At 58.1% G+C, this 25,548-nt stretch carries 20 protein-coding genes; 10 read left to right on the plus strand and 10 right to left on the minus strand.

Annotation, left to right across the window (positions count from 1 at the left end):
• Nucleotides 1-26 precede the first annotated feature (26 nt).
• Entirely contained in the window at nt 27-1,265 is a 1,239-nt protein-coding gene (locus J7380_RS12870; protein WP_209196188.1) for an MFS transporter, read from the plus strand.
• A gap of 1 nt (nt 1,266) precedes the next feature.
• On the opposite strand, the gene J7380_RS12875 is transcribed toward J7380_RS12870, so the two are convergent.
• The 5 genes from J7380_RS12875 to J7380_RS12895 form a co-directional block, all read right to left on the minus strand.
• Nucleotides 1,267-1,887: an HAD family phosphatase gene (locus tag J7380_RS12875; RefSeq protein ID WP_209196189.1), complete on the minus strand. Its 621-nt coding sequence runs from the start codon at nt 1,885-1,887 to the stop codon at nt 1,267-1,269.
• A gap of 146 nt (nt 1,888-2,033) precedes the next feature.
• Nucleotides 2,034-2,489: a YaiI/YqxD family protein gene (locus J7380_RS12880; RefSeq protein ID WP_209196190.1), complete on the minus strand. Its 456-nt coding sequence runs from the start codon at nt 2,487-2,489 to the stop codon at nt 2,034-2,036.
• Nucleotides 2,486-3,934: a Si-specific NAD(P)(+) transhydrogenase gene (sthA, locus tag J7380_RS12885; RefSeq protein WP_209196191.1), complete on the minus strand. Its 1,449-nt coding sequence runs from the start codon at nt 3,932-3,934 to the stop codon at nt 2,486-2,488. Before sthA ends, J7380_RS12880 begins: the two co-directional genes overlap by 4 nt.
• A 3-nt stretch (nt 3,935-3,937) precedes the next feature.
• Nucleotides 3,938-4,771 carry an S-formylglutathione hydrolase gene (gene fghA / locus J7380_RS12890; RefSeq protein ID WP_170755760.1) on the minus strand — a complete coding sequence of 278 codons (834 nt, stop codon included), beginning with the start codon at nt 4,769-4,771 and terminating at the stop codon, nt 3,938-3,940.
• 104 nt (nt 4,772-4,875) lie between these two features.
• Nucleotides 4,876-5,805: an AEC family transporter gene (locus J7380_RS12895; RefSeq protein ID WP_170356533.1), complete on the minus strand. Its 930-nt coding sequence runs from the start codon at nt 5,803-5,805 to the stop codon at nt 4,876-4,878.
• Between the two features lie 177 nt (nt 5,806-5,982).
• Between J7380_RS12895 and J7380_RS12900 the strand changes: the two genes are divergently transcribed.
• Nucleotides 5,983-6,600, plus strand: a complete 618-nt coding sequence (locus J7380_RS12900; RefSeq protein WP_209196192.1) for a TetR/AcrR family transcriptional regulator — start codon at nt 5,983-5,985, stop codon at nt 6,598-6,600.
• Between the two features lie 132 nt (nt 6,601-6,732).
• A complete protein-coding gene (locus J7380_RS12905) occupies nt 6,733-8,478 on the plus strand; it encodes a sugar phosphorylase (RefSeq protein WP_209196193.1) in 1,746 nt (581 codons plus the stop codon).
• Here the strand turns inward: J7380_RS12905 and J7380_RS12910 are convergent.
• The 5 genes from J7380_RS12910 to J7380_RS12930 all read right to left on the minus strand — a co-directional run bounded on the left by J7380_RS12910 (nt 8,462) and on the right by J7380_RS12930 (nt 17,446).
• Nucleotides 8,462-9,691, minus strand: a complete 1,230-nt coding sequence (locus J7380_RS12910) for a glycosyl transferase (RefSeq protein WP_209196194.1) — start codon at nt 9,689-9,691, stop codon at nt 8,462-8,464. The two genes, J7380_RS12905 and J7380_RS12910, sit on opposite strands and share 17 nt — an antisense overlap.
• 16 nt (nt 9,692-9,707) lie before the next feature.
• Complete coding sequence (locus tag J7380_RS12915; RefSeq protein ID WP_209196195.1) at nt 9,708-10,472, minus strand: HAD-IIB family hydrolase; 765 nt, start codon at nt 10,470-10,472, stop codon at nt 9,708-9,710.
• Between the two features lie 134 nt (nt 10,473-10,606).
• Nucleotides 10,607-11,977: an HlyD family type I secretion periplasmic adaptor subunit gene (locus tag J7380_RS12920; RefSeq protein ID WP_209196196.1), complete on the minus strand. Its 1,371-nt coding sequence runs from the start codon at nt 11,975-11,977 to the stop codon at nt 10,607-10,609.
• Entirely contained in the window at nt 11,974-13,731 is a 1,758-nt protein-coding gene (locus J7380_RS12925; RefSeq protein WP_209196197.1) for a type I secretion system permease/ATPase, read from the minus strand. The genes J7380_RS12920 and J7380_RS12925 overlap by 4 nt, the downstream gene beginning before the upstream one ends.
• A 61-nt stretch (nt 13,732-13,792) precedes the next feature.
• The gene (locus J7380_RS12930) at nt 13,793-17,446 is read right to left on the minus strand and encodes a CHRD domain-containing protein (protein WP_209196198.1); all 3,654 of its coding nucleotides are present in this window, start codon (nt 17,444-17,446) and stop codon (nt 13,793-13,795) included.
• A gap of 332 nt (nt 17,447-17,778) precedes the next feature.
• Between J7380_RS12930 and J7380_RS12935 the strand changes: the two genes are divergently transcribed.
• The 7 genes from J7380_RS12935 to J7380_RS12965 all read left to right on the plus strand — a co-directional run bounded on the left by J7380_RS12935 (nt 17,779) and on the right by J7380_RS12965 (nt 25,548).
• Nucleotides 17,779-18,699 (plus strand): LysR substrate-binding domain-containing protein, encoded by a 921-nt coding sequence (locus J7380_RS12935; RefSeq protein WP_209196199.1) that lies wholly within the window; start codon nt 17,779-17,781, stop codon nt 18,697-18,699.
• A 257-nt stretch (nt 18,700-18,956) separates the two neighbouring features.
• Nucleotides 18,957-20,540 carry an ABC transporter substrate-binding protein gene (locus tag J7380_RS12940; protein ID WP_209196200.1) on the plus strand — a complete coding sequence of 528 codons (1,584 nt, stop codon included), beginning with the start codon at nt 18,957-18,959 and terminating at the stop codon, nt 20,538-20,540.
• Nucleotides 20,541-20,608: 68 nt separating this feature from the next.
• Nucleotides 20,609-21,703: a Xaa-Pro peptidase family protein gene (locus J7380_RS12945; protein ID WP_209196201.1), complete on the plus strand. Its 1,095-nt coding sequence runs from the start codon at nt 20,609-20,611 to the stop codon at nt 21,701-21,703.
• Nucleotides 21,703-22,710: an ABC transporter permease subunit gene (locus tag J7380_RS12950; protein WP_209196202.1), complete on the plus strand. Its 1,008-nt coding sequence runs from the start codon at nt 21,703-21,705 to the stop codon at nt 22,708-22,710. Before J7380_RS12945 ends, J7380_RS12950 begins: the two co-directional genes overlap by 1 nt.
• Nucleotides 22,710-23,612, plus strand: a complete 903-nt coding sequence (locus J7380_RS12955) for an ABC transporter permease subunit (RefSeq protein ID WP_209196203.1) — start codon at nt 22,710-22,712, stop codon at nt 23,610-23,612. Before J7380_RS12950 ends, J7380_RS12955 begins: the two co-directional genes overlap by 1 nt.
• Before the next feature lie 4 nt (nt 23,613-23,616).
• Nucleotides 23,617-24,531 carry an ABC transporter ATP-binding protein gene (locus tag J7380_RS12960; RefSeq protein WP_209196204.1) on the plus strand — a complete coding sequence of 305 codons (915 nt, stop codon included), beginning with the start codon at nt 23,617-23,619 and terminating at the stop codon, nt 24,529-24,531.
• 60 nt (nt 24,532-24,591) lie between these two features.
• Nucleotides 24,592-25,548: a dipeptide ABC transporter ATP-binding protein gene (locus J7380_RS12965; RefSeq protein WP_209196205.1), complete on the plus strand. Its 957-nt coding sequence runs from the start codon at nt 24,592-24,594 to the stop codon at nt 25,546-25,548.

The following is a 25,548-nucleotide window of genomic DNA, read 5'->3' on the forward strand; positions in this document are numbered from 1 at the left end:
CAGGCAAAAGGAACTCCGAGGTCTGAATGCCCCCTTCTGCGCGTCTTTTTAATCCGATCCTGATCGTGGGCTGCATCATCATCACGGTCAGCTTTGCCGTGCGCGCCTCGTTCGGGGTATTTCAGATCCCCATTGCCGAGGAGTTCGGCTGGCTGCGTACCGATTTCTCGATGGCTATTGCCATTCAGAACCTGGCCTGGGGCATCGGCCAGCCAATCTTTGGCGCGATTGCTGAAAAAGTCGGCGACAGGCGTGCGATTGTGCTGGGCGCGCTGACCTATGCGGCGGGCATGGTCCTGTCGGCCTGGTCCGTGACCCCGTTTGAACATCAGACCTATGCCTGGCTGGTTGGGTTTGGCATCGCGGGCACCGGCTTTGGCGTGGTGCTGGCGGTTGTGGGGCGGGCGTCGTCAGACGAAAACCGTTCGATGTCGCTGGCCATCGTCACGGCGGCGGGCAGTTTCGGACAGGTACTGGGCGCGCCCGCTGCCGAGTGGATGCTGAGCTTTCTGCCCTGGCAACAGGTCTTCATCGTCTTTGCCGCCGCGATTCTGGCCCTTGTGCTGACCCTGCCTTTCATGCGCGCGCCGCAACCCGCCATACGCGCACAACTGGAAGAGAGCATGGGCCAGATCGTAGGGCGGGCCTTTCGTGATCCGTCTTATGCGCTGATCTTTCTGGGTTTTTTCAGCTGCGGCTATCAACTGGGCTTTGTCACCGCCCATTTCCCCGCCTTCGTGACCGAAATGTGCGGCCCCATTCAGCCCGGCGGCGTCCTCCATTCCATCGGCATCACCTCGACATCTGCGCTGGGGGCCATCTCGATCTCGCTGATCGGTCTGGCCAATATCGGCGGCACCTTGCTGGCCGGCTGGGCGGGCAACCACTTTCCCAAGAAATACCTGCTGGCGGGGGTCTACACCGCGCGCACATTCGCGGCGGCGGCGTTCATCATCTTTCCGATAACACCGATCTCGGTCATCGTCTTTTCGCTGGTGATGGGGTCGCTGTGGCTTGCAACCGTGCCCTTGACCTCGGGGTTGGTCGCACATCTGTATGGGCTGCGCTACATGGGCACGCTTTATGGCATCATCTTCTTCAGCCATCAGGTCGGCAGCTTTCTGGGCGTCTGGCTGGGCGGGCGCATGTATGACGTTTACGGCGATTACACGATGGTCTGGTGGATCGGCGTCGCCATCGGCGCCTTCAGCGCCATCGTTCACCTGCCCATCCGCGAAAACCGAGGCGCAGCCGTCCCGGCGTGATCTATTGTGCCTCGCCCGGCGTCAGCAACCCCTCAGTCACAAGCCGGTCGGCCCAGCCCTGCGGCCCGTCGAAATGATGCGTCTGCCAGCCGCGCGCGCGGGCCATTTCGATGTTTTCCAGCCGGTCATCCGCAAACAGAAGCGATGCAGGCGACAACCCGCAATCATCCTCGACCATTTCATAGATCGGCGCATGAGGTTTGACCGCTTTCATCCGCCCCGAGACATAGTGCCGGTCAAATTCGTTCAGAAACGGATAAACCGTTGTGGCAAAGTCGAAATTCTGCACCCCGAAATTGGTCAGCGCAAAGACCGGAACACCCTTGGCCCGCAACGCTCGCTGCAGCCGGACCGAGTGCGGAATTTCAGGCGCGGCCAGCTCGATCCATTTGTCATGCCACATGCGGATCTCATCGCGCCATTCGGGGTATTTCTCGGCCCAGTCATAGATCGTGTCGGTGAAATGTTGCCCCTGATCGACCAGATCGTTCATGCCGTGCAGATCGACCTCGGCAAACATGGCGCGGCGGCGATCCTCGCCGATGGTCTTGTCGTAATATCGCTCGGGTTGCCACTCGATCAGAACGTTTCCAATGTCGAAAACCACGGCTTCAATCGGCATGCTGCGCCCCTGTCAAATCAATCTGTGATTGCGCCGACTGAACCAAGCCCCAGCGCAATTTACAAGGCGAAACCGCAGCGCGGCACGCGCTGCCCGGCCCAACGGGAGGACGCGCATCTTTGATGCGCAGACGACCGGCGGGAGGGTTACGCCCGCAGCGCCGCCCTCAGTTCCCGCTCCAGCGCATCCAGAAACCGCGATCGGTCAGCCTTGCTGAACGGTTTGCCACCGCCGCTCGCGCCTAACGGGTTGGCGGCGCGCAGATCGGCCATCAAATCGCGCATAGCCAGTTGTTGGCCGATATTGGCCGCCGTGAACGCCTCGCCATTGGGGCGCAGCACCCGCGCGCCTGCCTCGACGCATTTGGCCGCCAGGGGGATGTCGGACGTCACCACCACATCGCCTCCGCCACAGCGGTCGGCGATCCATTTATCCGCCTCATCCGCGCCCTCAGAGACGATCACGACCTGCACCAAAGGGTTGGCCGAGGGCCGCAGCCCGCCATTCGACACCAGAGCCATCGGCACTTTGTGGCGGGTGGCGACCCGCTCGGCCTCGGCTTTTACGGGGCAGGCGTCGCCGTCGATATAGAGCGTCGTCACGCTTTCTTCGCCTGTTTCGCGGCGGGCTTTTTCTTGACCTTGAATTCCTCGGGGATCGGCATCCGGTTGAACGCGTCCAGCCCGGCGATCTTGTAGGCTTCGGCCAGTGTCGGATAGTTGAACGTGTTCTGCACGAAATAGTCCACGGTGCCCTTCAGGTTCAGCACGGCCTGCGCAATGTGGATCAACTCGGTAGCGCCTTCGCCAACGATCTGCACCCCAAGAACACGGCGGGTTTTCAGCGAGAACAGCATCTTTAGCATCCCGTGTTCCAGCCCCATGATATGCCCGCGCGAGGTTTCACGGAACCGCGCCACGCCGACCTCATATGGGATGCCGCGTTCCTGCAATTCTTCCTCGGACATGCCGCAAGTGGAAATCTCGGGCACCGAATAGATGCCATAAGGATACCACGGGCTTTCCGGCAGGGTCGGGGTCTCCAACGCGTGGCACGCGGCGACGCGTCCTTGCTGCAAAGACGTTGACGCCAGCGAGGGGTGCCCAATCACATCTCCTGTGGCATAGATATGCGGCACGGCAGTTTGATAGGTCTTGCGATCCACGTTGATCCGGTTGCGGTGGTCGGTCTCCAGCCCCACAGCCGACAGATTCAGGGCCGAGGTCGCGCCCATGCGACCGGCGGCGAACAACAGCATCTCGGCCCGCACGTGGCGTCCGTTGTCCAGCGTGACCTCGACATGACCGCCTGCATCCTCGATCTTTTCGACCGCCGAACCCAGCCGTAAATCCACGCCATTTTCGCGGATTTGGTGAGTGAAATCATGGATCAACCGGCTGTCGATAAAGTCCAGAAATGTCTCGCGCGGTTCGATCAGCGTGACCCGCACATCCAGCGCCGAGAACATGGTGGCATATTCCACCCCGATCACGCCCGCGCCGATCACGCAGAGCGACCGGGGAATTTCGGCCATCTCAAGGAAATCATCGCCGTCGACCACGGCTTTGCCGTTGAAAGGCACGTAATCGGGCCGGTAGGTCTTGGTGCCGGTGGCGATCAGGAATTTGGCGGCAGTCAGGCGAGAGGTCTCGCCCGCGTCAGTGGCAACCTCAACTTCATGCGGGCCGATGAATTTGGCCAGACCGTTCAGCGTTTCCACATGGTTGCGGTTGAACTGATGCTCCAGCACGTCAACCTCATGGTCCAACGTCATGTGCAACCGCGCCTTGAGGTCTTCGGCCCGGATCTGGTCCTTCACCCGGTACGATCGACCGTAGAAACTGCGCTCGCGCCAGCCTGACAGGTTCAGCACCGTTTCGCGCAGGGTCTTGGATGGGATGGTGCCGGTATGTACCGACACTCCGCCCAGCCTATCCTTGCGGTCGATCACCAGCACCCGGCGTTGCAGCTTGCCTGCCTGAATCGCAGCAGCCCGCCCTGAAGGGCCAGACCCGATGATGATCAGGTCGTAATCGTAATCGCTCATGCGTTAGTCCCCGTACAGCGCCTCGGCGTGAAAGGTGATGTGGTCTTCCATGAAGGTCGACACAAAGAAATACGAATGGTCATAACCCGGCTGCAGGCGATAGGTTGCCTGTTGGCGACGCTCTGCAATCGCCTGCGCCAGCGCCTCGGGGCGCAACAGGTCGATGAACTGATCGCTGGCGCCGGTGTCAATCAGGACGGGTCCGTCAAAACCCTTTTCCTTCATCATAAGCGAGGCGTCATGCTTGGCCCATGCGGCCTCATCCTCACCCAGATAGGCGCTCAGTTGCTTGCGGCCCCAATCGGCCCCCGTCGGGTTCGAAATCGGTGCAAAGGCCGAGACCGAGCGATACCGCCCCGGCAGGTTCATCGCCAGCGTCAGCGCGCCGTGGCCGCCCATGGAATGGCCGGTGATGGCCTGACGGTCCATGTCGATGGCAAAGTTTTCGGCCAGCAGGGCGGGCAGCTCCTCGGCCACGTAATCCCACATGTTGAAATGTGGTGCCCAGGGGGTCTGGGTCGCGTTCACGTAAAAGCCCGCACCTTGACCCAGATCGTAGTCCTCGTGATCAGCCACGCCTTCACCACGGGGCGAGGTATCGGGGAACACCACCGCGATGCCCTGTTCCGCCGCCCACGCCTGCGCGCCCGCTTTGGTCATCGCGTTTTCATGGGTGCAGGTCAGGCCCGAAAGATACCAGAGGACCGGGACGGGGCCGTCCTTGGCCTCGGCCGGCAGAAACAGGCCAAAGGTCATGTCACATTGGCAGGCAGTTGAGGCATGGCGGTAGACGCCCTGAACGCCTCCGAAGCAGGTGTTTTCCGAAACGGTTTCCATCTGGCTTTTGTCCTTACGTTAGGGTTGCGCCATGGCTAACGTTCCCAACACGGCTCGTAAAGTGCGGTGGTCAATACTGCTGGCATTTTTAAAAAAGGTGAAGATCAGGGCGTTCCGACCCAAGCGATCACCAATGGTACAGTCAGGATACTGGCTGCAGTTGACAGCAAGATCGCGGCCGACGCCCGATGTGGCGCAACGTTGTAATGCGCCGCAAGCATATAGACGTTCCCAGCGACCGGCAGCGCGGCCGCCGCAATCGCGACAGCAGCGGGGAAGGGCGCGATGGGAAAGATCCAAAGCAAAGCAATGGCCACACATGCCGGATGGATGACAAGTTTGCAGAAACTCAGCCAACCGGCCACATGCACCCGCTCAGCCGACTTGCTGGCCAGCGAGGCTCCGATAGCGAACAGAGCGCCGGGCGTAGCAGCCCCCCCAAGGATCGTGAGAAAATCATTAAGCGGCGCGGGAACAGGCATCTGAAACGCGGACCAAAGCATCCCCGCCGAAATCGAGACGATCATCGGGTTTTTCACCAGACCCAACCCAATCAGTTTGAAAGTGGCTGGGGTGAGCCGTCCGTCTCTGCCCCCATTGATTAGGATCACGATCAATGACGAAAACACCACCAGATCAACCGTCAAAACCAGCATCACGGGGCCAATGGCGGCTTCTGTGAAAAGAAGGGCCAGCATAGGCAAACCGAGGAAACCGACATTGCCGATGGCTGCGCACTGTGCTTCGACCGCTGCGGTCGGCACGTCCAGCCCTCGGAACCAGGCGACAAGCGTTGCCAGCAGATAAACCACTACTGTTCCCGCAAGATACCCGACAACAAGCCTGGGGTTGAATATTTCGGCAAAGGGCAACGTTGCAGCAAAGCGGAACAACATGGCCGACAGTGCAAAATAGAACACGAATTTAGTCAGATAAGCCGTCGCTTCCTCGGTGAAGAACCGGGTACGACCCGCCCAATATCCAAGGCCGATGATCGCAAAGAAAGGAAGCGTGCGCAGAAAGATATCGACCATGCCGGAAGTGTTAGCACAGATTGATTGCGCGGCAAGCTCCATCGCAAGGTCCGATATTCGACAGCCTGACTGGCGAAATTACAATATTTGATTGCGCGTTCAGAATTGCTTTGGTGCGAATCGTTGTATCTGAACTGACCGGTTTATAAACTCCTATATATACTGTTGGGAGAGAGCATGTCTGAAACCGCAGCCATTCTGCGCACAGGTCGCAAATTCGATCAGGTTCTGAAAGGCGCGCGAGAAGTCTTCATGGCCGATGGTTTCGAAGGTGCAAGCGTTGATGACATCGCCCGTGTTGCCGGCGTCTCGAAGGCAACACTTTATAGTTACTTCCCCGACAAACGCCTTTTGTTCATGGAAGTTGCCCAAACCGAATGCACACGTATGGCCGAGCATGTGGTGTCCCTGGTCGACGACTCACTACCAGCGCGCGAGGTCATGATGATCGCGGCCAAACAACTGACGGCCTTCTTGGTCTCAGATTTTGCGCAGCAGGTTTTTCGCATTTGCGTGGCCGAACGCGACAGGTTCCCAGAACTGGGCGAAGCATTCTACGAGGCCGGACCAAAACACGGCACGGGCCACATCGCCGAATATCTGCAAAAAGCGGTAACCAAAGGGGAACTGCTTATTGACGATGTTCAACTTGCTGCTGAACAATTCTCGGAATTGTGCAAGGTACGGATTTGGACATTGTCGGCCTTTGGTATTCAGACAAGCTTCTCACAAGACGAAATTGATGAAATAGCTTCGCAAGCAGTCGACATGTTCATGGCGCGGTACGGTGCATGACGACCGGGCACAACCTGAACTGACCAAAATTTAAGCACTCGTTTCAACATCCTGCACAGCGCCGTCCTTAGATTTGACAGGTTGCGCGTTCTGAAGAACCCTTGATCACAGCAAGCTAAGGGTATTCGACCATTGACCAGTGACTCTAACAGTTTTTCGCGCCGGTTGGGCGAGTTGCTCGACCGGATTTATCCGGATCACGATCAGGTCGCACTCGCCGAGCAGATCACACACGCATTTTGGCCGTCGCAAACGCACAGACGCAGACAAGGTCGCAAGCCGGGGAACAAGTTGTGGTCGGAAAAAGACAGCGTCTTGATCACCTATGGCAACTCGATCGAAGATCAGGTCCACAAGCCCCTTGACCTGCTGCACGACTTTTTAGTGCGACACCTAAGTGGGGTGGTCAACGGTGTGCATATCCTGCCGTTTTTTCCATTCACCTCCGATGACGGTTTTGCAGTCTCAGACTACTACAGCGTCAGTACTCAGCTTGGGGATTGGCCCGATATCACGCGCATAGCCACTGATTTTCATCTGATGTCCGATCTGGTCCTGAACCATGTGTCCAGTCAGGGCAGCTGGTTCACAAACTACTTGCAGGGCAAAGCGCCACACGATCGGTTTTTCTTTGAAGCCTCTCCCGAAGACGACCTGTCACAGGTTGTCAGGCCGCGCACCACGCCCTTGCTGCGGCAAGTCGAGACCAGCACAGGTGAGAAATACGTCTGGTGCACATTTTCCCACGATCAGGTCGACCTGGATTTCTCGAATCCCGCAGTTCTGATCGAAATGCTGCGGATCATACGACTGCACATCGACAAAGGCGTTCGTATTCTGCGCCTTGATGCGGTTGCTTTTGTTTGGAAGGAAATTGGGACGAACTGTATTCACCTGCCGCAAACCCATGCCATCGTACAACTGCTGCGGCTACTGTGCGACTACGCGACCGAAACGCTGGTTCTGTTGACGGAAACCAATGTACCCCGGACCGAGAACCTCAGTTATTTTGGCAACCGGAACGAGGCGCATGCGGTTTACAACTTCCCTCTGCCGCCGTTGATCCTGCACGCGCTGCAATCAGGCACAGCGCAATTTCTGCGCGAATGGCAGGCCGCCATGCCCCCGGCGCAATTGGGTTGCGCGTATCTGAACTTCACTGCCTCTCACGACGGTATCGGGATGCGCCCTGCCGAGGGATTGCTGCCGCCCGACGAAAAAGACCGAATGATCGACACGGTCCGCAGGATCGGAGGTCTGGTCTCGATGCGCGCACTGCCGGACGGGCAGGAAGAACCCTACGAGCTGAACTGCGGTTATTTTGAAGCCATGACCGAGACATTTCACGGCCCCGATCAGTACCATCTGGCGCGTTTCATCTGCTCGCAGACCATCGTGATGTCTTTGGAGGGCATACCGGCCTTTTACATCCATTCCCTGCTGGCCACACCCAATGATCACGAGGCAGTGGAAAGGCGCGGCATGAACCGGGCGATCAACCGGCATCGCTGGCACTATCCCGATTTGTTGGCACGTCTGGCCGATCCGGGGTCAAATCAGGCGCTGGTGTTGTCGGAGCTGTCCAAACGTCTGCGCCTGCGGTCGCAGCAACCGGCGTTTCACCCCAACGCCACGCAGTTTACTCTGCGGCTGGATGATCGCGTCTTTGGCATATGGCGGCAGAGTCTGGATCGCAGCCAGTCGATATTTGCGCTGCACAATGTCTCGGCCGAGCAGGTCCATGTCAGCCCCGCCGAGATCAACATGATCGCCGAAGAGGTCTGGACCGACGCATTGACGGGCGAAATCCTTACCACCAACGGTCCCGACATCGTGCTGGCCCCATATCAGTGTCGTTGGATCACGAACGCGGGCTGAATTCGTCCAGATCATTGGAAACGGCGGCTTTCAGGCGAAGCAGAAACTCGGGGTCGGCCGAATGCACTCGGTTCCACGTGGGGATGAACGGCGTTTCATGCGGGTTGTCCAGAAATATTTGCCCGGCACGAATGATGTTTTCGGCGAACAGCTCGATGGATTTCTCTTCCTTGTGGCGGTCCAGTTCCAGCCCGTTCATCTTAGCATCGGTATAATACCCCTCTAGCAGATCCAGCGCCGAGCGGTAATAGGTCGCCTTGAGAGTGCGGAAGGTGTTCGGCGTGAACACCGTGCCGTCGGCGGCCAATTTGCGAAAGATCGCCTTGCAGATATCCGTGGACATACGCGACAACCCCCGATTTGCGTCCTCGGGTGATAAGTCCTGATGTTTGTGGTCGTAGTTGTCGGCAATCTCGACCTGACAAACGGATTTCGGGGCCAGATTGCGCCACGCCTCGGACAATACGCCGATCTCAAGCCCCCAATCCGACGGGATACGCAGGTCGGGCAGGGTAGGGGTGCGGATGGCGAATTCGCCCGACAGTGGATAACGGAAACTGCGCAGGTAATCGAGGTAATCCCGGTCGCCAATGACCTTTTTCAGCGCGATCAGCAGCGGGCTGACCAACAGGCGCGTGACGCGGCCGTTCAGCTTGCCGTTGCCGACGCGGGGATAGAACCCCTTGGCCATCTGAAAGGGAAAAGTCGGGTTGACCACCGGATAGACCAGCCGGTCCAACATCTCGCGATTATAGGTGACGATATCACAATCATGGATCGCCATCACCGAACTGTCGGCGCAGGCCAGAAGATAACCGATGCAGGACCAAACGTTTTTGCCTTTGCCCGGCTCTTGCGGGGCCAGACCCATCTCACGCAGATGGGATTCCAACGCGGTCAGGCGGGGGCTGTCATTCCAGATGACCGCATGGTTTTGCGGCAGATCGGCAAAGAAGGTTCGGGCACGGCGATATTGATCCTCATCCGCCTGATCCAGTCCGATGATGATCCGGTGGAGGTAAGGCACCTGTGCCAGCTCATTTAGAATTCCGGTCAGTGCGGGGCCTTCCAGTTCGGAATAAAGGCAAGGCAGAATGAGCGTGATTTTTCGGGTCTCGGCAAAAACCGAGATTTCATGCGTCAGATGCCCGGCCGGTCGGCTGCGCAAATTATGCAGCGTCGTGATGTTTCCGTTCTGATGGAAATCTGCCATATGAAATGCCCCGTTCTTATCGAAGGTCCGCCGTCAGGGTCAGGATCGCATCCGACCACCCTTGCGGTCCACTCTGTTGTGTTCTGAGAACCCGCGCTTCTACCGGTGCCGGGAAAGGTGGTATATTGGGGCCGTGCGGGTTGGCGACCACGACACCCTGATCTGCGGCCTGTATCATCTCGATATCATTGGGTGCATCACCCAGCGCAATCGTGCGGACAGGATGCAAATGCCGCACTACTTCACGCATCGCATCCGCTTTGGTCTGACCAAAGGAAATGGTCAGAAACCGCCCGCCTTTTCGAGCGTAAAGCCCATGAGCGCGAGCCGCCTCCAGAAATTCTGCGAGGTCTACATCAGAACCGGTCCAAACTCCTGGCTCGCTAAACTTTCGTTGCCGCGCCAAGTTTGCTTGTCGGGAGCTCAACCCGGTTTTCTGCGCAACCTCATCGATCGTCATGTCGCCGAAGCCGACAAATCCCTGAGGCAGCTTTTTCAGCAAGGCGCGCAAGCGTGGATAGTCGTCTTTACCCTCATCGGGATTGTCCGGCCAAAGTATTCCAGCGCCGTTTTCCACAATCGCAGGCATGTCTGCCTGTCCCATAGAGTCCCGTAGGGGCATGATTTCCTGCGCTGTTTTACTGCTGGCAAGAACCACACCAGCGCCTATCTCAGCAAGGCGTTTCAATCCCGGCTTGGCGGCAGACCAACTATAGGTTTTGTGGTCCAGTAACGTCCCATCCAAATCAGAAAACACCAGTATAGGCAGCGGGCGTTTCATCTCGGGCCTAAGTCAATTCGTTGTATCATCCCCTGAAACGGTAAAATCCCGCTTTGTGCGATGTAAATCCATTCTGTCGAAATTCCGGTCAATTGAGTTGCCCGCGCCCAAAAATTAGGCGCGGGCGATCTGGCTTACTCGATAAATGTCTTCGCAAGACGGTCACTGATAGGTTGAGCCAGATAGGTGAACACTGCTCGCTCGCCTGTGTTCACAAACAGATCGGCGGGCATTCCCGGCACGAGGTCCAGCGCCGTTACAGCGATGGGCTGCCGGGCGTCGAGTTTGACGCGCGCCTTGTAGTACGCCTCGCCGGTGCGGTCGTCCTCCAGTGCGTCAGCCGAGATATCAAAGATCTCGCCACTGGCCTCCGGCACATCGGCTTGGGCAAAGGCGGACAGGCGGATACGGGTGGTTTGACCGATATAGAGCTTGTCGATATCACCCGTTTTGATCCGCGCTTCTACGATCAGGTTCTGATCCGCCGGAACGATGTCCATGATGGGTTCACCCGGACGGATGACGCCGCCATTGGTGGACACCGCAAGGTTTACGACCCGACCACTGGTTGGGGCGAGAACTTGAGTACGTTGCAACCGCGCCAGCGTTCCCGCGAACTGAGGCCGAACCAGATCAAGCTGCGCCTCAACCACGGCCAGCTCTCCGGCGATGACCTCATCACGCAGCTTCTTTTGACTCAGCAGGGACAATTCCAGTTCCTGCATTTGGTCTTTGGCCTGCGCGATCTGGGTCCGCAACGATGCATCTGCGCCGTTTAGACGCTCAAGCTCGATCTGGCGTGCGCTGACGCGCGTGACCGCGACCAACCCCTTGTCCAATAGCTTTTGAAGGTTCGCCAACTCGACATTGGTAATGTCGATCTGATTTTTTGTACTGCGACGCTGTTCCTCAAGCCCTGATATCTGGTTACGCAGCGCCGAGATACGCTGAGCATTGATCTGCGCCTCGGTCCGCCTTGCGCGCGCTTCGGCGTCGAATAATTGTTTTTGTGTCAGATAAGGCGAGACCCAGTGCAAGCGGTCCATGCCGTCCCGATAAGCTGACATCGCAGTGGCTTCGTCGAATTGCTCCTGCCCGCTCATTTGTGCCAGCAAGCGCGCGCGGCGAACAGACAGCTCACCCAACTGGCTGCCTTGCACGCTCAGTTCAACGTCGATCTCGGTGCTGTCTAACTGAACCAAAGGTTGGCCTTGCTGCACGAATTCTCCGTCTGCCACAAGGATCGAGCGGATGATGCCGCCGTCCAGATGCTCGACCGTTTTGCGATCGCCTTCGACCACGAATGAGGCAGGGGCAACCACAGCGCCATCCAGCTTGGACACGACCGCCCAATAGGCGCTGCCGCCGACGAAAACCGCCAGAGTGAACAGGCCGAAAAGAACATAGCGCCCGATGCCCGCCGAGGTTTCATTGATCTCTTTCAGCTGTGCCTCGTGAAAGGACACGGCGGTGTTGGATTTGGAATACTTCACCAGGTCGGTCATTGGGCTGCTCCGCTGATCTGAGTTTCACTTGATGGGTGGGCAACCGGCTTGACCGCGCCCGATTGCGTCGGGGTGTTTAAAACGTTGCGGCGGTTGACCTTCATGACATCGTCTTTTTCGCCGAACTGGGTCTGGTTCCCATTGCGCAGCACCATGACCTTGTTTGCCGCCTGCAGTGTTGCCGGACGGTGGGTCATGACGATCGCGATGGCACCACGCGCTTGAGCCGCCAACAGCGCATCGCGCAGAGCCTGCTCACCATCGGCATCAAGGTCCGAGTTGGGCTCATCTAATACAAGAACAAACGGATCACCGTATAAGGCGCGAGCCAGAGCAAGACGCTGACGTTGCCCGCCTGACAGGAAAAACCCTTGACCGATGCGTGTTTCATAACCTTCCGGCAAGCTGCTGATCATCTCGTGGACCCCCGCCTCGCGCGCCGCGCGCAGCACTTCGGCATCGTCTATCGCGGTGGAAAAACGCCCGATGTTTTCACGGATGGTCCCGTCGAACAGCTCAACGTCCTGCGGCAAGTAACCGATCTGTTTGCCCAAATCCTCGCCGTTCCATTTCGACAACGGGCTGCCATCCAGCAAGACCTCTCCGCGTTGAGGAAACCAGATCCCGGCAAGCATTTTACCCAGGGTGGTTTTGCCAGATCCGCTGTGGCCGATAATGGCCAGAACGTCCCCGGCTTTAAGGTCGAAATCGATACTGCGGATGTTGGCATTGATAGCGCGCGGCGGGCCAGCCTGTGCGATCTTGACGTCCAGGGTCTTGAAGGCTCGGGGCAGGTTCAGGTTCGGCGGCGCATCCGCGTAAACTTCGGTCAACTGCTTAAGCTTGGAATACGACCCGCGCGCAGCCAGGAAGGTGCGCCATTGGCCGATCAGTTGGTCAATGGGCGACAGCGCTCGGGCCAGAACAATAGTTGCGGCGATCATGACACCTGCGGTCGACTCGCCCGAAATAGCCAACGCGGCACCTAAACCCAAGATGGCCGATTGCAGGCCCATCCGAACGGTCTTGGACACCACCGAAAAGCTTGCCACACGATCTGCTGCGCGTGTTTTGTAACGGTGTGCGTCCGATTGCAAAGCAGTCCAGCGACGAACCAAATCACCTTTCATTCCCAACGCATGAACCAGTTCTGCGTTCCGGTCGCTTGTGTCGAACAGCGCGTCCGAACGACCTCGGGCCTGCGAAGCTTGTTCCATCGGGCCGCGCGCGCGGGCGTTGTTGATCAGCGCCATGATGGTCAGGGTAACTGCTCCGGCCAGACCCAACAGGCCCAGAAGCGGATGCAAGACGTACAGGACCAGTAAGTAGATTGGGATCCACGGAGCATCGAAAAAGGCCGTTAAGGTGGTGCCCGAAATAAACTCACGAAACCCGTTGACGTCTTCGACCAGGTTTTCCCCGCTAGAGGTTTCGCCCTGAACCCGACGACGCATGGCTGCGTTCAGAACCGGTGCGCCAACGCTTAATTCAAAACGGGCCGCCAAACGCCCTAAGATGCGCATCCGCATCAGATCAAGGCACGCAATCACGACGAATACACCCGCCAGCAGCACGGAGAGTGCGATCAGCGTGTCGGCATTCTGGCTTGTCAGAACGCGGTCATAGACCTGAAGCATGTACAGCGGCCCGGCCAGCATAAGCAGGTTCAGGAACAGGCTGAAGAAGGCGACAGCGACAAAGCCTTTGCGCAGTGACCCCCAGGCAGTTTTGACGGGATTGGCTTGCTTGAACATTTCCTTGACCCTTTCCGGTTTGAAAAACGGGGCAGCACGTAGCCGCCCCGCTGTTGGTCAGTTACGCAACAAAGTCGTCGTCGTTCAGGTCGGCACTGTTGATACCCACAAGGCGCACCGAGCCTTCATTGCCGAAGGAGATCACGGCATCATCACCATCCTGAGCAACGCCGACGCTGCCGCCAAAGTCGGGCCCAAAGTCGCCGAACTGAAGCTGATCCAGACCGACTTCAAAGTCCTGAATGACGTCGTTGCCGAAGTTGCCCTCGAAGACGAAAGTGTCATTGCCAGCGCCGCCGATCAGAATGTCGTCGCCACCCTCACCGTTCAGGACGTCATCGCCAGCCTGCCCATTCAGAGTGTTGGACCCCGAATTGCCCGACAAGATGTCATTGCCACCATTCGGGCTGCCCGCATTGTTTGACCCGTTGATGTTTTCGAAGCCGAACACCTGATCAATCAGCGCGCCATCGGGTGCGTTGACTTGCGCCACGCCATTGCCGTCCTCGTCCAGATCCAGAACAACGCCCGGTCCTGCGGTGAACAATGCGGTGTCAATCCCTTCGCCGCCGATGATGATATCAGCACCACCAAAGGAATGGATCGCATCGTTACCGGCACCACCGTCGAGGATGTTGAACTCGTTGTTGCCAAGGATCAGGTCGTCCCCGTCCGAGCCCACAACGTTTTCGAAGTCATCAACTTCGGCGACGATCTGGCCGTTCTGGATGATGGCACCGTCCTGAGGACCTTCATCACCACTGCCAGCCGCGTTCGGCGACGGACCGCTGAGGTCCAGATCAACAACCACACCGTCAAAGCTGGAGACGTCGATCGTGTCGCTGTCATCCGAGCCGACAACCCGCTCGATCGAGCGCAGGATGTCCACTTCGATTTGGTTGTCGATGACATCTTCACCAATGACACCGGTGCCACCTGTGGCTTCGGTATCCAGTGTGGCGCCTGCGTCAACCAACGTGTCCTGAACCACCGGGCCGTTCTGACCAGCAGGCGCATTGTGCAGATGGATGGCCGAGACAACACCCGGGATCGGCGTTTGCAGGTCTGCTTCGTTCAGGCCGGTAACGCTGAGTTCGCTGGAATAGGTAACCTCTCCGGTCAGCAGGTTCTGAGTGATGACAGCAGTGGCCTGTCCGGTTGCTTCACTGTCAGAGGTCGGTCCGGGCTCTTGCGAAGCATCCAGCCCACCGCTGAGGGTGATGGTGCGGATGCCATGCTCGGTCACATCGCTGTCTACCAACAGTTGGCCGCGAATTTCACCAGCCGGGAAGTCCGATGTGTGGATGTTGTAGTACAGGTTGCCCTGAACAGCTTGCTCCACAAATTCAGCTCCGTTGGCTATGGTGGAACCAAATTGATCAGGTGCCGAAACAACCGCGTCAGTGACGGTGACTGTAAAGCCGGTGTCACGTGTGGCCGTCCCGTTACCGTTCGCATCCAGGCTAACTTCGACTGCAACATCCAGATCCGAGAAATCGGCCGTGTCGATGCCTTTGCCACCGTCAATGAAATCATTGCCCAGACCGCCGGTCAGAACATTGTCTGCATCGCCTGCAATCAGGATGTCATTTCCTGCGCCACCAACAATGTCGCCATTGGTTGTTCCCAGGTCGACAAAGACATCATCGCCATCGCTCAGCAGAACGTTGCCATTGATAACGCCCTCGTCGTCGTTGACGATGGTCACAAAGCCGGCGTCCGACGCATCAATCGCGTTGACCGTACCGCGGATTTCACCTTCGTTCAGAACCGCACCAAGCAGGTTAAGACCGCCATCAACGCGCAGACCGGCTGCAGCATCCGAGTCTTCGGAACCGGCAATCAGGCCTTCGTTGACCACGACACCTGCAAACGAGGCGTCATCCTGACTGGTGAACAAGCGCAAACCGTCACCGACCTGATTGCCTTCGACAGCGTCGCCACGACCTTGGAAGACACCTTCGTTCAGGATCGAAGCGGAAACAACATCGCCTGACACATCACCGGTTTGCAGCGAAACGGCAGAGCCATTGTTGCCTTCGCCTGCGTCGACCAGGCCAGTGTTGGTAAAGCTGTAGTTGTCAGCTGTTCCATCCGCATAAACGGTGCCGTTGCGCTGATCGCCAGTGCCCAGAATGTCACCTTCATTGACAACGTCCAGACCAGTTCCGTCGATGTTCAGCGCACGGCTGTCCGAAGTCACGGTACCCCGGTTAACAAATGAACCGCCTGTGTGGTCACCAGTACCGAAATAGACGCCGTTCTGCCCGCCTGCGAACACGCCGGTTTCTTCGTTGATCAGCTGACCACGGAAGTTCACGTTGTTCACCGCACGGAATGCACCGACCGTTCCGTTTGCACCTTCGGACGACACCGTACCGGTGTTTGTGATGGTGCCTTCAAAGAGGGCCGGGCCAAAGCCACCGCCTTCCTGGCGGACACCCTCCAGACGGATACCGTCGCCAGCGGTGCCCAAAGCTGCACCTGCATTGCCCCGACCCGCGATCGTGCCGTCGTTGGTGATGGAAACGTCGCCATTACCTTCGCCGGCAAGTGACAACGAAACGCCCGCGCCATCATTGTGTTCGCCCGCGTCAATAGTACCCGATGCAAGGTTTTGGATCGAATAGTCGCGTGCGGTGTCATCAGCGTAGACTGTACCATTGCGCTGATCTCCGGTGCCCAGAATGTCGCCACCATTGATAAGATCAACACCGGAACCATCGATGTTCACAGCGCGGCTGCCGGACTGGATGGTTCCAAAGTTCAGAACGTCCAGATCATGTTCGCCATCTCCGATATACAGACCGTTGCGCGGCCCTTCGATCACACCGGTCGAGGTGTTCAGGATCTCACCTTCGGTATTGGCGCCATCAGCGATGCGCAGACCTGCCGCCGTACCCTGATCGCTTTCGGTCGAGATGACCCCGCTGTTAACGATTTCGGTTTCCAGGATGGCTCCCTCGGCACCGTCGTCGATGCGCACGCCGTCGCCGGCCAGCGTCGTGTTTGAAGCCGCCTGACCGCGACCTTGGATTGTTGCACCAAAACCATTGAAGATATCGGTTTCGACACGGTCGCCGATTTCATCACCGACCTGCAGAGAAACGCCTGCACCTTGGTTGCCTTCGCCTGCGTCAATCGTACCGCCCGAAAAGTTCGAGATCGAAATGTCTTCCGCAGTTGAATTGGTATAAATCGTTCCGTTGCGCTGATCACCCGTACCGATGATATCGCCAAAGTTACGAACGTCGATACCTTGCCCCTGAATGTCGACAGCGCGACTGTCAGAACTGATCACACCGCCGCGGAAGTTATCCAGACTGCCCGAGCTTGCAGCCCCCGCAAACTGGACGCCATTGAACTCACCCACGATCTCGCCAAAGTTTCTGATCGAGGCGCCTCCAGTGACCTGAACGCCTGTTGCAAGCGCATCTGGACCGTTATTGGCTTCGATCCGCCCGGACCGGAAGTTAAAGATGTCGACGCCCTGACCTTGGGCCTGTACCGCTGCGACCGCGTTGTTGGTGACGATTTCACCAAAGTTCAACAGGCGCGAAAAATCATTCGCCAGCACAAAAGCCGGGGTGTCATCCACCACAGTGCTCTGGAAAAAGTTGTTTATAAGGGTTTGACCATCGCGGGTGGTCTCTTGCGCCAGCGTGGACGATGTCAAGAGACGGGCGCGAAGACTGCTAAGAAGTTGGGACAGCATGGGATACTCCGTCAAGAATTGTTGCATTCTGCGGGCCGCCCGCTGCTTTGGGCGTTCCACGTATCCAATGGGTAGTCAGCCGCTTCGGTCAGCTAAAATTCATCCTTCGAATTACGGGTATAACCAACGCGAATACTCACAAGGTCTGTGAGTTAGTAGTAAGTGAAATCAATAAGTTATCGTGCCTCTAATCACTTTGACCGCCTATTCACTAGCGGCTATTGACACTTATGTGTTTGAAAGTGATCGTTTCTTCATGCGCAACACTCACCGTCAGGGTATGAATCCGAAGGTGCTTTAAGACGCGCGACTTGTATCAGTAGTTGGTGATCATGAATTTCAGAGACTTGGAATACGTTCTGGCCATCGCCAAATATGGGCAGTTCAGCCAGGCGGCAGCAGCTTGCAACGTCTCTCAGCCTGCGATGTCCAATCAGGTCAAGAAACTTGAACAGGAGTTAGGGGCGGAACTGTTTTTGCGCCTCAATAACGAGGTTCGACCGACACTGTGCGGTGTTCAGGTCTTGCGCATTGCCGAACGTATTCTGAACGATGCGCAAAAGATCCGCGATACGGCGACCCAGTTCCGCGACCCCGAGGCCGTTCCATACACGATCGGAATGACGCCGACTCTCGCGCCCTACCTGACACAATATTTCTCAGATCTGTTTAGCGCATTGTTTCCCAAAATGCGCGTGACGATGATCGAGGATTTACCACAGAATATGCTGCGCATGGTCGAGGATCACACATTGGATCTTGCGCTGGTCGCCAAGATCAACAACACCGAGACGCTGGAATTCACGTCAATCTGGTCCGAGCCGTTGTTTCTGGCAGTGCGCGAGGGGCATCCGCTTTGCACCCTGCCATCGATCGCGCCTGAGGACGTGCCGCGCCACGATTTCATCCGCCTGCCGCACAGTTTCGGCTATGAACTGGAAAACCGCTTGCCCAAGATCGACCCGGTAAACCGCGCCAGCAAGCGGTTCGATCTGACCGCCCTGCGGTTCGAGACGATCTGCCGGCATATTTGTTATTCCGATGATTGCACAATCGTGTCGGCCTTGGCGGCCGAGCAATTCAAACGCGACCGCTGGCCTTTGTGCTTTATCCCTTTTGACGCGCCGGGCAACCTGCGCGATCTGGGCGCGGCGACCCGGCCGGGCTGTCCAAGACGGCCGCTTTTGGACCGGATCGGAGCCTTCATTCTGGAACAGCCTCCGGTCGGCGTGACCCCAACATTCCAGATGTGATCGCCGAAAACCGGAAACTTGCGCTGTATCAAAGTCGGCGCGTCTGATTCCCCTCAAAGCTAGGAACAGGACCGGGCCGTCCGGCGACGGAATGCTGTCTTTGCAGGCGCGCGCTCGCGGAATCGTTAACTTTGTTGACAATGGATTTTGTATTTTGGATACATTGGCCAGTGATTTCGCTCCGGCAAGCGTCGCCAAAGAGTGTTCTGACAAAAAGCACTAAGCGAAAACCAAACAATATTTACTGGGAGAAACTCATGAAACTTAAGTTTTTGGCCGCAACCGCAGCGATTGCGTTGTCCAGCGCTGCGGCGCAGGCAAATACGTTGGTTTATTGCTCGGAAGGCTCGCCCGAGGGCTTTGACCCGGCGCTGTTCACCGCAGGCACGACCTTCGATGCGTCCTCGCACCCGATCTACAACCGCCTGATGGAATTCGAGACGGGCACAACGAACGTCATTCCCGGCTTGGCCGAAAGCGTTGAAGCCAGCGATGATGGTCTGGAATACACGTTCAAGCTGCGTCAGGGCGTCAAATTCCATTCCAATGACGAATTCACCCCGACCCGCGACTTCAACGCGGATGACGTGATCTTCTCGTTCATGCGCCAGAAGGACGAAGGCCACCCGTTCAATCAGGTCTCGGGCGGCACATGGGAATATTTCCAGGGCATGGGTATGCCTGATCTGGTCGAGTCCATCGAAAAGATCGACGACTACACAGTGAAATTCACCCTTTCCAAACCCGAGGCCCCGTTCGTGGCAAACATGGCGATGGACTTTGCCTCGATCCTGTCGGCGGAATATGCCGACGCGATGATGGAAGCGGGCACGCCTGAAAAGCTGAACACCGCGCCCATCGGCACCGGCCCGTTCTCGTTCGTGGCCTATCAGAAAGACGCCGTGATCCGCTATGCGCAGAACGCCGATTACTGGAAGGCCCCCGCAGATGTGCAAAACCTGATCTTTGCGATCACGCCCGATGCGTCCGTGCGCTATCAAAAGCTGAAGGCGGGTGAATGCCACATCATGCCGTATCCGAACCCCGCCGACATTCAGGCGATGCAGGATGACGCCGACATCAACATGATGGAGCAAGAAGGCCTGAACGTGGGCTATCTGGCTTACAACACCACGATGGAGCCGTTCGACAACCCGAATGTCCGCAAAGCGCTGAACATGGCGATCGACAAGAACGCGATCATCGACGTGGTGTTCCAGGGCTCGGGCCAGGCGGCCAAGAACCCGATCCCGCCGACCATGTGGGGTTATAACGAAGGCATCACCGACGATCCGTATGATCCCGAAGCGGCCAAGGCGATGCTGGAGGCCGAAGGCGTCAGCGATCTGTCGATGAAGGTCTGGGCGATGCCGGTGCAGCGCCCCTATAACCCGAACGCCCGCCGCATGGCCGAACTGATCCAGGCAGATTTTGCCAAGGTTGGTGTGGATGTCGAGATCGTCTCTTATGAATGGGGCGAGTACCTGTCGCGCTCGAAAGAGCTGAACCGCGACGGTGCTGTTCTGCTGGGTTGGACCGGTGACAATGGCGATCCGGACAACTTCCTGGCCGTGCTGCTGGGCTGTGACGGCCGCGAAGCCTCGAACCGCGCACAATGGTGCCACGAGCCCTTCGAAGATCTGATCCTGAAGGCCAAGCAGACCACTGATCAGGCCGAGCGCACCAAGCTGTATGAAGAGGCGCAGGTCATCTTCAAAGAGCAGGCCCCCTGGGCCACGATCGCACACTCGGTCGTTTACATGCCGATGAGCAACAAGGTGCAGGGCTACAAGGTCCACCCGCTGGGCGGCCACATCTTCTACGGCGTCAGCGTCGAATAAATCACCACTCACGGATCGGAGCCGCCCGCGTGGCGGCTCCGGTTTTCTTTTTCTGGAGGTCGGCCCTGATGCCGGATTTGTCCGAGTACCGTCAACTGGCAAAGGACATGTCAGTTGATGCCGTGGCCCTCGTGCCCGGTCCCAATTTCACCCGCGCTTTGGGGAAACCCTTCATGAGCCACGAGCGGCCCTTTGTGGTCGTGATCCCGGCCCAGGGCGCCCCTGCCGCGATTGTCCCCAATCTTGAACTTGGCACCTGGGCTTTGGTCGGCTTTGACGGCGCCGTGTTCGATTGGATGGACCAGACAGGCTATGACAGCGCCTTTGCTGCTTTGGCTGCGCATATGCCGCTGACATCGCTGGCTGTAGAAGGGCAGGTGATGCGGGTCTTTGTATCGAAGGCTTTCACCAACGCGCTGCCCGATCTGCGCATTGTGGATGCTGAACGCGAAATCTCGGGCCTGCGGATTATAAAGACCGACGATGACATCGCGGCACTGCAAGCTGCCATTGATATCTCGGAACGCGCGCTGGAGCGTGTGATAGCCGACGTGCGCGTCGGGCAGACGGAAAAACAGATCGAACAGGCGCTGATCCAGGCACTGTTCGCCGAGGGCGCGGCCTCATTGGCGTTTGCGCCGATTGTGGCGGCTGGGGACAATTCGGCCCAACCGCATGGCAAGGCGCGAGCGGATTATCAGATCAAACCCGGCGATGCGTTGTTGTTCGATTTTGGCGCGCGCAAACACGGCTTTGCCGCGGATATCACCCGCACGTTCTTTGTGGCCGAGGTCTCGGACGAGGGCAGGGATGTGTACGACACCGTCCTGCGCGCCAATCTCGAAGGGTTCAACGCCTGCCGCCCCGGTGCTACGGCGCACGATATCGACGACGCAGTGATCAGTGTGCTTGAGGCGTCGCCCTATGCTGACCGTATTCGCACCAAAACCGGGCACGGGCTGGGCCGCGACGTACATGAAGCGCCTTATATCATGCGCGGAAATCATCAGGATATTTTGCCCGGCATGGTCTGGACCAATGAGCCGGGGCTTTATGACCTTGGAAACTTTGGTGTTCGCATCGAAGATGATGTATTGGTGACGCAGGATGGCTGCCGGTCACTGACCCACTTTCCCAAAGATCTCACAATCATAGGTCGCTGATGTTTGGCTACTTCCTTACGCGCCTTGGAATGTTCGTTCCGACATTTCTGGGCGTGACGCTGATTTCCTTCATGTTTATCCGGGTGCTACCAGGTGACCCCATCATCGTCATGGCCGGAGAACGCGGCATGACCGAGGAACGCTATCAAGAGATGGTGGTCAAGCTGGGCTTCGACAAACCGGTGCTGCAGCAATACTGGGACTATTTGGTCGGCGTGATGCATGGCGATCTGGGTGAAAGCTTTGTCACCAAGAAACCGGTTTGGGATGAGTTCTTTGCTCTGTTCCCGGCCACGTTGGAGCTGTCGATCTGCGCCATGATTTTTGCGGTGGCTCTGGGCCTGCCCGCGGGTGTGATTGCAGCCGTGAACCGAGGCAAGTTCTTTGATCGCGCGTTGATGTCCTCGGCTTTGGTTGGCTATTCGATGCCGATCTTCTGGTGGGCGCTGCTGCTGATCATCGTGTTCTCGGGCAATCTGGGCTGGACGCCCGTGTCGGGGCGGATCGACCTGCTGTATTACTTCCCCAGCGTGACCGGCTTCATGCTGATCGACAGCTTGCTGTCGGGGCAGGAGGGGGCGTTTACCTCAGCCGTGCGTCATTTGATCCTGCCCACTATCGTACTTGGCACCATCCCGCTGGCGGTGATCGCGCGCCAGACACGCTCGGCCATGTTGGAGGTTCTGGGCGAGGATTACATTCGTACCGCTCGCGCCAAGGGCCTTGCGCCCACGCGGATCAACGGGCTGCATGCGCTGCGCAATGCTCTGATCCCGGTGATCACGGTGATCGGCCTGTCGGTCGGTACGCTGCTGGCGGGTGCAATTCTGACCGAGACGATCTTTAGCTGGCCGGGCATCGGCAAGTGGATGGTCGACAGTATCTTCCGCCGCGATTACCCGGTGGTGCAGGGCGGGCTGCTGATGATCGCCGTGATCGTGATGCTGGTGAACCTGATGGTCGATGTCCTTTACGGCATCATCAACCCCAAAATCCGGAGACGGTGATGGCCGAGCTTTCCGCAACCACCTCCAAGACCGAGGACCGCCCCAGCGCCCTGCGCGAATTCTGGTTCTATTTCAGCGAAAACCGTGGCGCGGTGATCGGGTTGTATGTGTTCATGGCCTTCGTGATCTGCGCAGCCTTTGCGCCTTTGCTGGCGCCCTATGACCCGACCGAGCAGTTCCGCGACCACATCCTGCAACCCCCCGCGTGGCAAGAGGGCGGCAGCTGGGCCTTCCCGCTGGGCACCGATCCGTTGGGGCGGGATATGCTGTCGCGGCTGATCATGGGATCACGCTATTCCTTCTTTGTGGGCATCGTTGTGGTCTGTGTGGCCGTGACGGGCGGTGTGATCATCGGGCTATTGTCCGGCTTTGCGCCGAAATGGGTCGATACGCTGATCATGCGGGTGATGGATATCATCCTGTCCTTCCCCTCGCTGCTGTTGGCGCTGGTGCTTGTGGCCATCCTTGGGCCGTCGCTGACCAATGCGATGATCGCCATCGCCATCGTGTTTCAGCCGCATTACGTGCGTCTGACCCGTGCCTCGGTTCTGTCTGAACGGCAGAAAGACTATGTGACCTCGGCCCGTGTGGCAGGCGCGGGCAAGGCGCGGCTGATGTTCAAGACTGTGCTGCCCAACTGTCTGGCTCCGATCATCGTGCAGGCGGCGCTGTCCTTCTCGACCGCCATTCTGGACGCCGCCGCGCTTGGATTTCTGGGAATGGGCGCACAGCCGCCCACGCCGGAATGGGGCACCATGCTGGCCGAAGCGCGCGAGTTCATTCTGCGCGCCTGGTGGGTCGTCACCTTCCCCGGGCTTGCCATTCTGGTCACCGTGCTGGCGATCAACCTGATGGGCGACGGCCTGCGCGACGCGCTGGACCCGAAACTGAAGCGGAGCTGACGATATGAGCTTGCTGGATATCCGAAACCTCACCGTCGAGTTTGCCACCGCCTCGGGCCAGTTCCGCGCCGTGGACGGGGTGGACCTTTCTGTCGACAAGGGCGAGCTGATGGCCATCGTCGGCGAAAGCGGCTCGGGCAAATCCGTGTCGATGCTGGCGTTGATGGGCCTGTTGCCCTGGACAGCCACGATCACCGCCGACCAGCTGAGTTTCGAAGGCATCGACCTGACCAAAATTTCGGCTCGCGACCGGCGCAAGATCATCGGGAAGGACATCGCCATGATCTTTCAGGAACCGATGTCGTCGCTCAACCCCTGTTTCACTGTGGGGTTCCAGATCAAAGAAGCGCTGCGCATCCATCTGGGCCTGAACCGAAAGGACCGCCACCAACGCGCGATCGAGTTGTTTGATCAGGTCGGCATTCCCGCGCCGGAAAGCCGGTTGAATACCTTTCCGCACCAGATGTCAGGCGGGATGAATCAGCGGATCATGATCGCCATGGCGATTGCGTGCAACCCCAAGCTACTGATCGCTGATGAGCCGACAACAGCGCTGGACGTCACCATTCAGGCGCAGATTCTGGACCTTCTGGTGCGGCTGCGCGATGAACAGGGGATGGGTCTGGTGCTGATCACCCACGATATGGGCGTGGTGGCCGAAACCGCCGAACGCGTGCAGGTACAATACGCCGGTCAGAAGGTCGAGGAACAACCGGTCAAAGACCTGTTTCGCACCCCGCGCCACCCCTATACCTCGGCGTTGCTAAGCGCACTGCCGGAACGGGCAACTTCGAAAATGCTGCCAACCATCCCCGGTGTGGTTCCCGGCCAGTTTGACCGACCAAAGGGGTGCCTATTCAGCCCGAGGTGCAGGTTTGCGGATAACACCTGCCAATCCATCCCCCCCCACACCACATAGTGAATCATTCGGCAAAGCCCGGTGTCACCATGTCGAAAGAATTGCAGCCGGAGAAATCGCATGACGGCCCCTATAGTTCAGGCAACTGCGTTGGCTCGGCACTACGAAGTCCGAGGTGGACTGTTGTCGAAATCCGCAACGGTCAAAGCCCTGTCCGGAGTAGATTTTGAACTGAAACCCGGCAAGACACTTGCCATCGTCGGAGAATCCGGCTGCGGCAAGTCCACATTGGCACGTGTCGTCACTATGATCGAAGAACCGACGTCCGGAACACTTACAATAGACGGCACTGATGTCACCCCATCGAAATGGGCCGAAATGCGTGAGACCGTTCAGATCGTATTCCAGGATCCGTATGGCTCGCTCAATCCCCGGCAACGGATCGGGCAGATTCTACAGGAGCCGCTGACCATCAACCGCCCCAACATGTCCGCCTCCGACCGCGAGGCGCGGGCGCGCGAGATGCTTAACCTTGTCGGCCTGCGTCCCGAACACTACGACCGTTATCCGCATATGTTCTCGGGCGGTCAGCGCCAGCGGATCGCCATTGCCCGCGCGCTAATGTTGAATCCTAAGGTGTTGGTCCTGGACGAACCGGTCTCGGCATTGGATGTATCGATCCAGTCCCAAATCCTGAACCTGCTGGTCGAGTTGCAGGAACGCCTGAACCTTGCCTATCTTTTCATCTCGCATGACCTGTCGGTAGTTAAACACTTCGCCGATGATGTGATCGTTATGTATCTGGGCCGCGCGGTCGAGCACGCCACGAAAGACCAACTGTTCGCCGCCCCCCGTCATCCCTATTCCAAGGCGCTGTTATCGACCACGCCGCGCGCGGACCCTGAGGCGCGCAAGGAACGGATCAAGCTTGAGGGCGAGTTGCCCTCACCCATGAACATCCCCTTGGGCTGTGCCTTCGCACAACGCTGCTGGCTTGCAACCGATGAATGCCGCGCCGCACCACCAGGTCTGAGTGGTGAGTCGCATCAGGTGGCTTGCCTACACCCGCTGGATTGA

The sequence above is a fragment of the Ruegeria sp. R8_1 genome, from assembly GCF_017743815.1.
In the GTDB taxonomy this organism is placed as follows: domain Bacteria; phylum Pseudomonadota; class Alphaproteobacteria; order Rhodobacterales; family Rhodobacteraceae; genus Ruegeria; species Ruegeria lacuscaerulensis_A.